Below are 13,184 nucleotides of genomic sequence, written 5' to 3' on the forward strand. Positions count from 1 at the left end.
ACAAAAACTGTTTCTGTTTCACAACACAGAAAAAGAGCAACAGAATACAAATCTCTAATGATGTAATAAGCATTTGCCATAACCATATTCCACATCCACAAAGAATGAAGCTCTGCGGCTTTATGGTGAGGTATAAATGCTGTAGCAAATCTTCTTTTCCCTTTGAAAGAAGTAAAGAGCTAAAGATGCAAACAGTAAGCAACATGATCTCTTAAAAGACAAAAAGATACCTTGCCTTTGACTCTGAAAAGCGTGGGGTTTTGTCTTTCGTAACAATTTTTTTAAATAAAGATGATTGCATCTCTTTGTTTTTTTTAGCTAAAAAATCTTTCCTGCAAACATTGTTTAGCCAGAATTGAAGAAAATATTATTTTCTACCAATTATCAATATGGAGGCTAATAGTATGAAGCCACAAGATTCTTCCCTCCCTCATTCCTCACAAACACCAGAAGGGGCAAGTGCAAATGAATCCTTAGAAGACCTTATTGCACGTTTGATGCAAAGTTCCATCCAAACAGAAGAAGAACATGTTGCACCAAGTTCTGACGAATTAAAAGATATTATTACAGGCTTAGAAGATGATCTCGTCACCGGCCGTTGGATTAACGCTTATTATGAAAACACAGATATTAGATTGATGCCGGCTCTCGTAGAAAAAGCAAACAGCAAATATCCAGACATGAATCTCAAATTGGCTCTTACAGCAGAAGAGTTTTCGCACGCACTAAAAGAAGTCGTTGAGAGCGACGCAAAATCTGCCCGATTTATAGTCAATTCGGGAAGCAAAATCCACTTTGCCGTCCTTGATTATCAAAAAGTTGATGACAAAATCTCTTTGATTATGCTTGAACCTACAACATTTCAGAATATCACAGCTTGCAAACTAGGGATAAAAATAAATCAAACCCTTCAATGTCTTCAACTGCCTCCTTATTCTTTTACCACGGCAGAAATGGATATTCAGCGAAGCTCTTCTGAATGTGGGATGTTCAGCTTAAGCCTTGCCAAAAAGCTTCATCTTGAATCTGATAAATTAGCAAGATTGCACAAAGATAATGTTAAGGGTGCATTATGTGAACAAAATTCATCTTTATCTGCTGAAAAGTTAGATTCCTATCTTCCAACCACTTTTTATAAACACACACAAGGAAGAAGACGTCTAGAACACTATTTAAAAGCCAATCCGGATGCTGAACATGAAACAGTAAACAAAAAAGGTGAAACTCTGAGAGAGAGATTTGAAAAAAACTTAAGAACAACAGAAGGAAAAACTATTTCTGTTTCCTCCCACCAAAAAAGGCTCACTGAATACAAATCTTTATCGATGTAATTGAGGCTTTTTCCATATTCCTATTCATCAAAGAACGAAGAGAGGCTGCTTTACAGCTAAGATTTCTCTAAGCAAACCAGCTTTTGCGCTCATAAAACAAAAATAGCAAACAACTTTCCTCTTAAAGAAAAAGCACCATTGTCCTATAAAAACCATCCCCTCTTAAAATTGTATCAAAATTCCAAAGCTCTTGTTAGCCCAAAGCTCTTTGTAATAATGAGACTATTTGGATAAGCAAAACGCTTGATACATAAAATATTTAATGCTTTCGTCTTCAGTAAAAGCATATGTCTTGTTTTTCTGAGAGTATCCACTTCGTATCTCAAACACCCCCACATCAATGCCATACGACCAAACAACCGCAATAGACCACGCTTATCGTGCATCAACCAAACAACCGCCCGCACCAAGAAGGCTCCATCAAAAACACCAGGACAAGGTCTTAAAATCAACAACCTCTCTTAACGGAAAACGCCTGCCCAACCATTACCCCTCTTGCCCAACCATTACCCCTCTTGCCCAACCATTATCCCTCTTTGCCAACCATTACCCCTCTTGCCCAACCATTATCCCTCTTTGCCAACCATTACCCCTCTTTGCCCAACTATTTACCCCTCTTTGCCAACCATTATCCCTCTTACCCAACCATTACCCCTCTTGCCCAACTATTTACCCCTCTTTGCCCAACCATTATCTCACTTGCCCAACCATTACCTCACTTGCCCAACCATTACCTCACTTGCCCAACCATTATCCCCATTCCCTAAGATGTCACAACCAACCTTTTGATTTCATAAAAGTTTCACATCTCTTCTGTTTTTGAAGCGTGAAAAATTTCATTTTTAATCTGTCAACCAGCCTCACGTTAACGTGAGGCTTTATTTTATGGAGAAGCAAATGAGAAAAATATCTAAAGCAGGGCTTGCACTCATTAAACAATGGGAAGGATTGCGTTTACATGCCTATAAAGATGCCATCGGGGTGTGGACAATCGGCTATGGTCATACCAGCACGGCTGGCAAACCGTTCGTTCACAAGGGCATGATCATTACTGAAAAACAAGCAGAAGAAGTTCTTTCTCAAGATTTAAGACAATTTGAGAATACCGTTGAAAAACATGTGCGGGTTTCCTTAACGGATGAACAATTCGCCGCGCTCGTATCGTTTTGCTATAATATAGGAACATCGGCTTTTTGTAATTCGACCCTGCTCAAAAAACTCAATAATGGCGAATATGAAGCCGTCCCTGCTGAGTTACAAAAGTGGACTAAAGCAGGAGGAAAACGTCTTCACGGTTTAGTGCACCGTCGTGCAGCAGAAGCGGGATTATGGGCAAAAGGGGCTTATGTTTCTCCCAACTACCAAACCGTAGAAACGCAAACACCCATGGGATTTTTCAAAGCAGAAGCGCTTACACCGATTATTGGTTCTTTTTCTGGACTTGGGGGCTTATTGGCAGGCAATGGTCCCATCCAATGGGCATTGGCAACCATTATGGTTTTAGCCGCCTGCGTTGGCATTTTCTTTGTGGCAAAACGGTTTCGGGAGCAGCGCTTATGATGTGGTGGTTGAAAAAAAATCTGATGATAACAGGAGCGGCTCTGACCGCTTTTTTTATCGCTTTAGCAAAAGCTTTCACTCTTGGAAAGAAGGTTGAACAACAAAAGCAAATAGAAAAAACGCTAAAGTCATCAACAACACGGCTAGAGGTGGAAAATGAAATTAATCAAAAAAGTGATGCTGATGTACGCGCTTCTCTTACTCACTGGTTGCGCGATAAAAACAATCAATGAGCCTTTTTCTTGCGTTGGTTGGATGCCCATTTATTTAGACAAAAAAGATCTCAATATCATCAGTTCAAATCTCGCAAGAGATATTTTAAAGCATAACAAACAAGGGGAAGGCTTGTGTGGGTGGAAACATGGCTAGAAAAAAAACAGAGCTTACAGAAAAGGAAAAAGAAATCCTACAAGAAATCATCACAACGTATAAAAGTGTAAAAATGATGTCACGCTATACGAAGTGGATTATATTCATCATTTTCTTATTAGCACTTGATTTTTCACGGATCATAGATGTGCTGGGAAGTATTTTTACACAAAAATCGAATATTCAGCTCTAAAATAAATAAAAAACGTGAGACGTGTTAAATCTTTTTTTAAAATATAAAAAGCCATTCGTTATTTTTTGAAAACACGGAGATTTTATTGATGATTTTTTCACGTCTCACGAGAAATTTTTACACGCCTCACAAACGTCGTGCTCTTCACAAACGCTTTCATGAAATGAATTTAAGGGCATGAAGAGAGATTTTTAACCAACGCGTAAGTCAGCAACTTTGGTAACATAAGAAAAGGATCATACCAACGTACATTTTTTTAATAAACTATTGATATCCAAATGATTTTATACTCTTCATAAATAGCATTGCCAAGAATTTGTATTAAAAGACATTTCTTTTAAAGAAGCGCATAAACAAGCAATGTAATGGTAGCCTTACATAAAACTTCTCATCTTTACGTTGAATAAAAAAGCAAGCCGGCTCCTCCCACCCTCCCAATTTCCACCCTCCCAATTCCCTGCCTCTCAATGCCCTGCCTCCTCAATTCCCTGCCTCCCAATGCCCTGCCTCCCAATGCCCTGCCTCCCAATGCCCTGCCTCCCAATTCCCTGCCTCCTCAATGCCCTGCCTCCCAATGCCCTGCCTCTCAATGCCCTGCCTCCCAATTCCCACCCTCTCAATTCCCTGCCTCTCAATGCCATGCCTCCCAATTCCCACCCTCTCAATTTCCACCCTCCCAATGCCCTGCCTCCCAATGCCCTGCCTCCTCAATTCCCTGCCTCCCAATGCCCTTATGTTCTATGCATAAAGGTCAAGTTGAAGAGAATATATGGAAAATCCTTGGCTCGAAAATATGAAAAGAAGGCATGAGGCTACAACAGAATTTCGCGTGCCTTTATCATCAGAAGCATTAAAAATTCTAAAACAAGCGCGCCTACTGTCTCGTAATGATTTTTTTCGGCTACCTGTCATGGTCCCCTTAGCTCAAAAATTGCTCCCCACTCAAGAATTTTCTGTCACAATATAGGCAACAAACAGAACTTGAGTATAACAACATGGGTTTGGCTCCAGTTTAGGTGATGAGCTTACCGAAAAAAAGATGAGAGCAAGGCGAAAAATTAGCTTTTATCTTTAAGCTTCTCAAATGGAGCAGTCTCCCCATTTCAGAGATCAACGAAACAGAGAGATGCTTATTCTCCTATGCAAAAGCTTGAAATACCAGCATCTTATTCATAAAAAAACAACCCAGCCCCATCATGCTCTTTTCAACTCTGTCTTTCCAACGCTCAATAGGTACTAACTCTTAGCTACTGACTTTTAATGATTGCGTTGGTTCATAAAACCGTAGTGACCTCTCACCTTATGAAGCACAAACACAGGATTTTTTAACGGTGCATACATAAACCTAAAATGAAAAAATAGAACTGTATTAGGAATAAATGACTATAAGTCAAAGAGTTATATTTTTATTAGCACAATATTTTCAAAGGAAACCACGATCCCCACACAATAGAAACATTTCATAAAAACAAGAGAAAAAGCTATGGATTAAGAGTGAGCTTCATTCACAATGACGGTAGATCAACCAGAGGAGAGTAGAACAATCCTATAAGATAAAGAAACTGTCATAAAAGGAAAATTCGTATGAACAAAAGAAATATATAAAAAAACGGGCACAGAAGACCCGTTTCTTTATTACTTCTATGGAATAAGAGCTTAGAAATCCATTCCGCCCATTCCACCCATTCCACCAGCAGGCATCGGAGGCATTGGTGTATCTTTCTTTGGAACTTCAGCAACCATTGCTTCTGTTGTGATCAGAAGGCTCGCAATTGAAGCCGCATTCTGAAGAGCAGAACGCAAAAACTTTCACAGGATCAACAATTCTTGAAAGCAATCAAATCACCAAATTCACCGGTTGAAAAACATGAAAAAGCATAAAAAAAACGGGCACAGAAGACCCGTTTCTTTATTACTTCTATGGAATAAGAGCTTAGAAATCCATTCCGCCCATTCCACCCATTCCACCAGCAGGCATCGGAGGCATTGGTGTAGCTTTCTTTGGAACTTCAGCAACCATTGCTTCTGTTGTGATCATAAGGCTCGCAATTGAAGCCGCATTCTGAAGAGCAGAACGCACAACTTTCACAGGCGCAACAATTCTTGAAAGCAATCAAATCACCAAATTCACCGGTTGAAAAACATGAAAAAGCATAAAAAAAACGGGCACAGAAGACCCGTTTCTTTATTATTTCTATGGAAAAGAGCTTAGAAATCCATTCCGCCCATTCCACCCATTCCACCAGCAGGCATCGGAGGCATTGGTGTATCTTTCTTTGGAACTTCAGCAACCATTGCTTCTGTTGTGATCAGAAGGCTCGCAATTGAAGCCGCATTCTGAAGAGCAGAACGCACAACTTTCACAGGATCAACAATTCTTGAAAGCAATCAAATCACCAAATTCACCCGTGGCGGTATTATAACCATAAGTGTCAGCATTATTTTCCAGCACTTTGCCCACAATAATAGCGGCTTCTTCACCAGCATTGCTTGCAATCTGGCGCGCTGGTGCTTGTAGAGCACGACGAACGATACTAATACCAGCTTCTTGGTCAGGATTACTTCCCTTAACGGTCAACGCATTTGCTGCACGCAACAATGCGGTACCACCACCAGCAACAATACCTTCTTCAACAGCAGCACGTGTTGCATTCAAAGCATCATCAACACGGTCTTTCTTTTCTTTCACTTCAACTTCTGTTGCACCACCCACACGGATAACAGCAACACCACCAGCGAGTTTAGCAAGTCTTTCTTGCAATTTTTCACGGTCATAGTCAGAAGTTGTTTCTTCAATCTGAGCCTTGATTTGATTGACGCGAGCAGTAATTTCGCTCTTTTGTCCAGCACCATCAATAATGGTGGTGTTTTCTTTAGAAATATTCACTTTCTTTGCACGTCCAAGCATATCCAAAGTGACATTTTCAAGTTTAATGCCCACATCTTCAGAAATAACCTGTCCAGATGTCAAGATAGCGATATCTTCTAACATTGCTTTACGACGGTCACCAAATCCAGGAGCTTTTACAGCAGCAATTTTCAAACCACCACGTAATTTGTTGACAACGAGCGTTGCCAAAGCTTCACCTTCCACATCTTCAGCGATAATGAGAAGTGGTTTTCCAGATTGCACAACAGCTTCAAGCACAGGAAGAAGAGATTGCAAATTAGACAATTTCTTTTCGTGAATGAGAATGTAAGGATCATCAAGATCAGCGACCATTTTCTCAGCATTTGTGACAAAATAAGGGGAAAGATACCCACGGTCAAATTGCATTCCTTCAACGACTTCTAATTCCGTTTCAGCGGTTTTAGCTTCTTCCACGGTAATGACGCCTTCATTGCCCACTTTTTCCATAGCATCAGCGATCATTTTACCGATTTCAGCAGCGCCATTAGCGGAAATTGTTCCCACCTGTGCAATTTCTGCTGAAGTTTGAATTTTTTTTGCTTTTTTGAAGAGGTTTGCCACCACTTCTTCAACAGCAGCATCAATCCCACGCTTCAAATCCATTGGGTTCATGCCTGCAGCAACAGCTTTAACACCTTCTTGCACAATAGCTTGTCCTAAAACAGTTGCTGTTGTTGTTCCATCACCAGCGATATCATTGGTTTTAGAAGCAACTTCGCGCAACATTTGTGCACCCATATTTTCGAACTTATCTTCCAGTTCGATTTCCTTTGCAACGGATACACCATCTTTTGTGATGCGAGGTGCACCGAATGATTTATCAATCACCACATTGCGACCTTTAGGGCCGAGTGTCACCTTAACAGCATTAGCAAGGATGTCGACACCGCGCAACAAACGCTCACGCGCTTCACGGCCAAATTTGACTTCTTTAGCAGCCATTTAATTTCTCCTTGGAGTTTTCTCAAAATAGTACACAATGAAAAACTAAGTGCTTCAATTAGCCCATAATTCCCATAATGTCAGATTCTTTCATGATGAGGAGATCTTCCCCATTAATCTTGACTTCAGTTCCAGACCATTTTCCAAACAAAATACGGTCTCCTGTTTTGACTTCTAAAGGCACGCGCTTTCCGTTATCATCGAGAGCGCCATTGCCAACAGCAATCACTTCGCCTTCTTGGGGTTTTTCTTTTGCTGTATCAGGGATGATAATCCCACCAGCCGTTTTATTTTCAGATTCAACCCGACGGACAACGACACGGTCGTGAAGTGGGCGGAATTGTATATTAGCCATGTTTTAAATCCTTAAAACTGAACATAATTGCATTAATCTTAAAAGTTCTTGCTAGCACTCTCAAACTACGAGTGCTAGCATGTGTTAGATATAAAATCGGCATCTCTCAATGTCAAGAATAGCCATAAAAATAATTTCTCTAAATGAAGCTTCAAAGTCTTGCCTCTTATTGCACTTTCGCGTTATCTATCTTTTTTGAGAACCCGTGAACAAAAAAGGATCTTATCATGGTTGAAACACGTCAGGAAACGGATAGCTTTGGAACGATTTCGGTACGTCAAGATCGTTATTGGGGCGCACAAACTGAACGTTCTCTGCATAATTTTAATATTGGCAGTGAAAAGCAGCCTCTTGCCATCATCTATGCCTTAGTCCTTGTCAAAAAAGCAGCAGCGATTGTAAACATGGGCAAAGGAAAACTACCAGAAAATATTGGAAAAGCAATTATTGCCGCCGCTGATGAAGTGCTTGCTGGCGATTTTGATAAGCATTTTCCACTGTCCGTCTGGCAAACAGGTTCTGGCACACAAAGCAATATGAATGTCAATGAAGTCATTGCTAATCGTGCTAGTAAGATTTTGGGAGGAAAACTTGGAAGCAAAAAACCAGTTCATCCCAATGACCATGTCAATATGAGCCAATCATCGAACGATTCCTTTCCCACGGCGCTTCACATTGCCACCACGTTGCAAACACGCCAACACTTATTGCCAATCCTTGAAGCTCTTATTGCGACATTAAAACAAAAAGAGCAAGAATTTGCAGACATCATTAAAATCGGTCGCACCCACACGCAAGATGCAACACCTTTAACCTTAGGGCAAGAGTTTTCAGGCTATCGTGCCGCATTAGAAGCCAATCGTCAGCGCATTGAAAATGCGCTAACCGATGTCCACATGCTTGCTCAAGGTGGCACGGCTGTTGGCACAGGGCTGAATGCGCCAAAAGGTTTTGACGTTGCTTTTGCGCAAACAGTGAGCACTCTCACAGGAGTAACGTTCCAAACTGCCAGCAATAAATTTGAAGCACTTGCCCATCATGGCGCCCTTGCGCATTTCCACGGAAGCTTGAATGCTCTCGCTGCTGATCTGTTTAAAATTGCCAATGACATTCGGTTTTTAGGCTCTGGTCCACGTTCTGGTTTAGGGGAACTCAGTCTTCCTGAAAATGAACCCGGATCTTCTATTATGCCCGGCAAAGTCAACCCCACACAATGTGAAGCCTTAACCATGGTCGCATGCCAAGTTTTTGGTAATCACACCAGCGTAACCTTTGCCGCAAGCCAAGGACATTTTGAACTCAACGTTTATAAACCTGTTATTGGCTATAACGTTTTACAATCAATTACCCTTCTTGGTGATTGCATGCGTTCTTTTGATATGCATTGCATCCAAGGATTACGGGCCAATCGCGTTCATATTCACTCGCTCATGGAGCGCTCACTCATGTTAGTCACAGCTCTAGCACCAGAAATTGGCTATGAAAGAGCTGCTGAAATTGCCAAAGCAGCGCATAAAAATGATACAACTTTGCGCACCGAAGCATTAAAAGCAGGTGTTTTTGTAGAGGATTATGACCGATTAGTTGATCCCAAAAAGATGATTGCTCCCCAATAAACAACCCACTAAAAAAGATGCAAACGTCTTAAAACAAATCGTTCTGTCAAAAGATCGGGGTGTAAACACCCCGATGATGACCGATAACCATTACCCACAGCGTTCATTTTAGGCTCTGGTCCGCATTTATGCTATGGGTGGTTTTGTTGCTTATGTTGTACTTAAAAGGCACAACGATTTTGGAAAGAAATGGATAGTCATGGCTCAACACCCAATGGCTATAGTGGCAGAAAGTGATTTAAATGGATATGACCGTAAGGTGTTTTTCATTCTAGCTTCACGTCTTGATTTTAAAAATCAATTAGCTATCAACCAAAAAGAATTAGCTCAAAAAAATCAGTATTAATAGACATAATTTCAATCAAAGTATAAAAAGATTAATGAATTCATAGTAGTTACGCTTACAATGTTATCATTATTGATAACATTGGGTAGATAACTCTTATCTCAATGAGATAATGTATTGATTTATAATAATAATCTAGCGTTATCCATATTGAATGAGAATCCTAAATACCGTAAGATTTTCTCATTTTAAATCTGTCCTATGTTGCATCAATCAAAATCACTGACTAGCACATCACAAACGGAATGAATGTATGGATAGAAATTGTATAAGATAAGGAAAAACGCCTCTAATGAACCACCTCAAGTGCCAAGGACTGTCACAACGGCCAAAGGGGCCTGTCACAACATTGTGGAGAGGACTGTCACAACACCCACGAACTGGCAAATATAGTAATGGCACCGGCTTGCTCCTCTATGAAGCGGAAAAGAGGTGCTCAATAGATTTATCATTATACCATTCACGAGCCACCGTCGTGAAATAGGTTTAGAAACATTGAAAAATGTCTCCTCTATGAAGCGTGAAGATGGGTGCTCAATAGATTTATCGTTATATCATTCACGAGCCACCGTCGTGAAATAGGTTTAGAAACATTGAAAAATGTCTCCTCTATGAAGCGGAAAAGAGGTGCTCAATAGATTTATCGTTATACCATTCACGAGCCACCGTCGTGAAATGGATTTAGAAACATTGAAAAATGTCTCCTCTATGAAGCGGAAAAGAGGTGCTCAATAGATTTATCGTTATATCATTCACGAGCCACCGTCGTGAAATGGATTTAGAAACATTGAAAAATGTCTCCTCTATGAAGCGGAAAAGAGGTGCTCAATAGATTTATCATTATATCATTCACAATCACCGTCGTGAAATGGATTTAGAAACATTGAAAAATGTCTCCTTTATGAAGCGGAAAAGAGGTGCTCAATAGAGGAACAGCTGTTGGAACAAAATTCGATGCACTGAAAGGTTTTGACCTTTGCTGAAACAATTCACTCTCTGACGGGATATCCTTGACAGCTCGCAAGAAATTTGAGGCATTTGCCCCTTATGGCGCCCTCACCCATTTCCACAAAAACCTGAATGCACGCGCTAATCTCTTTAAAATAACCAACGACATTCAGTTTTTAGGCTCTCATCCACGTTCCGTCTTTAAGCGAACGGAAAGTTTATCATTTTACATGGCACATGAGAAACCTCTTGAAACTTGAGATTCTCGCCCTCTGCTCCTTCTTATTTTTCGTATTCCATTCAATCAATCAAAACTATTCGCTTGGATTGTCATAAGAAAAAGTAGCGTATAGATAAAAAAGAAATAAAGTCGCTCATCCCCTTAAGTGCTCAAAAGGCTATCGCCATATAAAGCTACGCAATATCAGAAACAAGCAAAGAATACGATAAAGAATATGATGGTGCCAATATGCATTTTTTACGACCAATTGAATATTAAGCACTTTGATATCAATCATAGTGGATAATATATTTAACACTTAATAACAAAGAGTGCTTTTAATATATATAAAATAATATTTTTTAAACAAATAAAAAGCCTGTTTACTATATTATATTTTTTTCTAAAACACAGAGAACACTGAAGAGGCGTATATAAAAAAATCCTGAAAAATCAATATAAACGCGGGATAATAGCATGAAAACAAGTTTTAAGAACACTTAAATATAGATAATTATAGAGTTTTTGAGTATTTTAATTTTCATAATGATATTAAATATAGATTTCTTTAACCAATTCGTGTATAATGCGCTTTGTATTTTAAATGAATTGGGGACGTTTTTATGAAAACAAAATGTTTAATTGCACTATCTATTTTCACTTTCATTACCGCTTCAACAGCGCAAGCAGCAGATACGGTAATCTTTGAGCAATCAAAACCGAAGGTTTCATTGCAAAATGATTCATCATCACGTATTTCACCGGTTACTGTTTCTGCGCCTTTTTCTTGGTCTGGTTTTTATTTTGGAGGACAAATTGGATATTTTTCCAATAAAAATACTCTAAATTACGCACAAGAAGCTAGGGACGGAAAATGGGCTTTGGTTGATAGAGATTTATCACCGAAACTATCAGGATTGAGAGCAGGTTTGTATGCAGGTTCTAATATTGATCTGGGAGATCTTGTTTTCGGTTTTGATACGGACATGGTTTGGTCTGGGAAGAAAAGTACCCAAACAGACAATGGAAAGAAAATTCTAGATAAATTAGACTCCATTAACATTGCCTTTGAAGAAGCTGGAATTCCTATCATAAAACCTGCCGCTCAGGATGAAACGATACCCAACCATGGTGACATTGTTGTTAGCGGTGTAACATTGAAAGAAACATGGTCTGGTGCCGCGCGCGCGCGTATTGGTTTTGCTTCCCATCGTCTTATGCCTTATATTGCAGGGGGTATAGCCTATAGACAGATGCAATATATCATGTCACTTTTATCAAAATCGCAAGAAGATTCGACAATTTTTGCTTCTGGCAATGTGTTAGATGAGACAAAAACAATGTTTGGTTACACTGTTGGTGGTGGTTTTGATCTTGCAATGACAGATAATATCATCATGCGTACAGAATATCGTTATTCAGATTTTTTTAAAAAGAAATTTGCAAACGATAACCTTAAAATCTCTTCTCAAACGCATGATGTTCGCTTTGGTATCGCTTATAAATTCTAAGTTTTGTAGAAAAATTGAACGATTAAAAAACCCTGTTAAAAACGGGGTTTTTTAATGCCCCTTTGCACTAAAAAGACGTAGATTCTAAAAACCAGTACTAAACTGTAAACAAATAATCACGAAACAATCCAACCTCTCCCTCTCTTAAAGCAAGCTTCTATCCTCTCAGCCTTTCATGTCGTGCATTGGGAATATATAAAAGCTTTACCACCATACCACTGGGCGCCATCGTAAAATAAATGAGAGCCGGTATTTAAGAGATATTTCTTTAAAAGAAATATGGATATTGTGCATCAATTGCAGTTTTATAGGATGATGTTGACTTGGCCTCCCCGCTCTTAAAGGATAAAGATTCTAAAAACCCATTTTAAAACACCCATTTTTAAACACCATGTCCGTTTATAAAAGCACAAAAACTCTTGGGGACTCTTAGGGGGATCTTGGGCGAGCTTCTCTGGGCTCCTCCTCATGGAATGCCCTTAAGCCTAAAGCAAGACAAACACACTGAAGAATATTCAACACACAGCGAAAAAATACTGTAACGTTTCAAGGAAGTATGCCCTATATTACCACACTTCAAACGACCGTATTTTACAGCTATTGTATGCCAGAGTGGAGAAAGGATATTGCGGTTTTCTGTTTATGTAATTTCTGTAACGGGGAGACATCTTCATTTGGAGAGAACATGAAGTTGTCAAGGTAAAAAACCAATTTCCAACCTTACCATTTCCCTCTGCTTTACAACTTTCAAAAGCCTCTAAAGCAGTATTTTTTAAACCTCTAAAACTCTGTCTTTTAAAAAGTGGAGATTACGCATTGCCTCATGCTTTTGTTGCTCACATATCTTTTTGGCGATCACGCCCCTCATGTCATACGACAACG

12 protein-coding genes and 3 pseudogenes are annotated in these 13,184 nt (G+C 39.6%); 9 read left to right on the forward strand and 6 right to left on the reverse strand.

Annotated elements, in window-relative coordinates:
- Positions 1-404 precede the first annotated feature (404 nt).
- Positions 405-1,331, forward strand: a complete 927-nt coding sequence (locus ACFILH_RS01475) for a YopJ/AvrA family T3SS effector serine/threonine acetyltransferase (RefSeq protein ID WP_375662754.1) — start codon at positions 405-407, stop codon at positions 1,329-1,331.
- Positions 1,332-1,504: 173 nt separating this feature from the next.
- On the opposite strand, the gene ACFILH_RS01480 is transcribed toward ACFILH_RS01475, so the two are convergent.
- The gene (locus ACFILH_RS01480) at positions 1,505-1,783 is read right to left on the reverse strand and encodes a hypothetical protein (protein WP_375630970.1); all 279 of its coding nucleotides are present in this window, start codon (positions 1,781-1,783) and stop codon (positions 1,505-1,507) included.
- Positions 1,784-2,228: 445 nt separating this feature from the next.
- On the opposite strand from ACFILH_RS01480, the gene ACFILH_RS01485 reads away from it, so the two are divergent.
- Genes ACFILH_RS01485 through ACFILH_RS01500 form a run of 4 tightly spaced genes read left to right on the forward strand, consistent with a single transcriptional unit; the run spans position 2,229 to position 3,453 of the window.
- Complete coding sequence (locus tag ACFILH_RS01485) at positions 2,229-2,891, forward strand: lysozyme (protein WP_375630969.1); 663 nt, start codon at positions 2,229-2,231, stop codon at positions 2,889-2,891.
- Positions 2,888-3,124 (forward strand): hypothetical protein, encoded by a 237-nt coding sequence (locus ACFILH_RS01490; RefSeq protein ID WP_375606489.1) that lies wholly within the window; start codon positions 2,888-2,890, stop codon positions 3,122-3,124. Before ACFILH_RS01485 ends, ACFILH_RS01490 begins: the two co-directional genes overlap by 4 nt.
- Positions 3,048-3,260, forward strand: a complete 213-nt coding sequence (locus tag ACFILH_RS01495; RefSeq protein ID WP_273790903.1) for a hypothetical protein — start codon at positions 3,048-3,050, stop codon at positions 3,258-3,260. Before ACFILH_RS01490 ends, ACFILH_RS01495 begins: the two co-directional genes overlap by 77 nt.
- Positions 3,253-3,453: a hypothetical protein gene (locus tag ACFILH_RS01500; RefSeq protein WP_273790904.1), complete on the forward strand. Its 201-nt coding sequence runs from the start codon at positions 3,253-3,255 to the stop codon at positions 3,451-3,453. Before ACFILH_RS01495 ends, ACFILH_RS01500 begins: the two co-directional genes overlap by 8 nt.
- 464 nt (positions 3,454-3,917) lie before the next feature.
- On the opposite strand, the gene ACFILH_RS01505 is transcribed toward ACFILH_RS01500, so the two are convergent.
- The 5 genes and pseudogenes from ACFILH_RS01505 to groES form a co-directional block, all read right to left on the reverse strand.
- Positions 3,918-4,148 carry a hypothetical protein gene (locus ACFILH_RS01505; RefSeq protein WP_375667261.1) on the reverse strand — a complete coding sequence of 77 codons (231 nt, stop codon included), beginning with the start codon at positions 4,146-4,148 and terminating at the stop codon, positions 3,918-3,920.
- A gap of 961 nt (positions 4,149-5,109) precedes the next feature.
- A pseudogene (groEL, locus tag ACFILH_RS01510) lies at positions 5,110-5,315 on the reverse strand (chaperonin GroEL); the annotation flags it as partial.
- A gap of 71 nt (positions 5,316-5,386) precedes the next feature.
- On the reverse strand, positions 5,387-5,566 hold the full coding sequence (locus ACFILH_RS01515; protein ID WP_375667262.1) for a hypothetical protein: 180 nt from the start codon (positions 5,564-5,566) through the stop codon (positions 5,387-5,389).
- A gap of 95 nt (positions 5,567-5,661) precedes the next feature.
- Positions 5,662-7,306: pseudogene (gene groL / locus ACFILH_RS01520) on the reverse strand (chaperonin GroEL).
- A 58-nt stretch (positions 7,307-7,364) separates the two neighbouring features.
- The gene (groES, locus tag ACFILH_RS01525; RefSeq protein WP_005774667.1) at positions 7,365-7,661 is read right to left on the reverse strand and encodes a co-chaperone GroES; all 297 of its coding nucleotides are present in this window, start codon (positions 7,659-7,661) and stop codon (positions 7,365-7,367) included.
- A gap of 227 nt (positions 7,662-7,888) precedes the next feature.
- On the opposite strand from groES, the gene fumC (ACFILH_RS01530) reads away from it, so the two are divergent.
- From fumC (ACFILH_RS01530) to ACFILH_RS01545, 4 genes and pseudogenes are all read left to right on the forward strand, one after another.
- Complete coding sequence (gene fumC, locus ACFILH_RS01530; protein WP_375630964.1) at positions 7,889-9,277, forward strand: class II fumarate hydratase; 1,389 nt, start codon at positions 7,889-7,891, stop codon at positions 9,275-9,277.
- Positions 9,278-9,410: 133 nt separating this feature from the next.
- Complete coding sequence (locus tag ACFILH_RS01535; RefSeq protein ID WP_375663168.1) at positions 9,411-9,623, forward strand: hypothetical protein; 213 nt, start codon at positions 9,411-9,413, stop codon at positions 9,621-9,623.
- 929 nt (positions 9,624-10,552) lie between these two features.
- Positions 10,553-10,768: pseudogene (fumC, locus tag ACFILH_RS01540) on the forward strand (class II fumarate hydratase); the annotation flags it as partial.
- A gap of 646 nt (positions 10,769-11,414) precedes the next feature.
- Positions 11,415-12,302, forward strand: a complete 888-nt coding sequence (locus ACFILH_RS01545) for an outer membrane protein (protein WP_375660629.1) — start codon at positions 11,415-11,417, stop codon at positions 12,300-12,302.
- The last annotated feature ends 882 nt before the right edge of the window (positions 12,303-13,184 follow it).

Source organism: Bartonella sp. CL435QHHD, assembly GCF_042195095.1.
Classification (GTDB): domain Bacteria; phylum Pseudomonadota; class Alphaproteobacteria; order Rhizobiales; family Rhizobiaceae; genus Bartonella.

Coding starts and splice junctions, on each gene's coding strand:
- ACFILH_RS01475 (WP_375662754.1), top strand. CDS start 405: ATGAAGCCACAAGATTCTTCCCTCCCTCATTCCTCACAAACACCAGAA.
- ACFILH_RS01485 (WP_375630969.1), top strand. CDS start 2,229: ATGAGAAAAATATCTAAAGCAGGGCTTGCACTCATTAAACAATGGGAA.
- ACFILH_RS01490 (WP_375606489.1), top strand. CDS start 2,888: ATGATGTGGTGGTTGAAAAAAAATCTGATGATAACAGGAGCGGCTCTG.
- ACFILH_RS01495 (WP_273790903.1), top strand. CDS start 3,048: ATGAAATTAATCAAAAAAGTGATGCTGATGTACGCGCTTCTCTTACTC.
- ACFILH_RS01500 (WP_273790904.1), top strand. CDS start 3,253: ATGGCTAGAAAAAAAACAGAGCTTACAGAAAAGGAAAAAGAAATCCTA.
- groES (WP_005774667.1), bottom strand. CDS start 7,661: ATGGCTAATATACAATTCCGCCCACTTCACGACCGTGTCGTTGTCCGT.
- fumC (WP_375630964.1), top strand. CDS start 7,889: ATGGTTGAAACACGTCAGGAAACGGATAGCTTTGGAACGATTTCGGTA.
- ACFILH_RS01535 (WP_375663168.1), top strand. CDS start 9,411: ATGGGTGGTTTTGTTGCTTATGTTGTACTTAAAAGGCACAACGATTTT.
- ACFILH_RS01545 (WP_375660629.1), top strand. CDS start 11,415: ATGAAAACAAAATGTTTAATTGCACTATCTATTTTCACTTTCATTACC.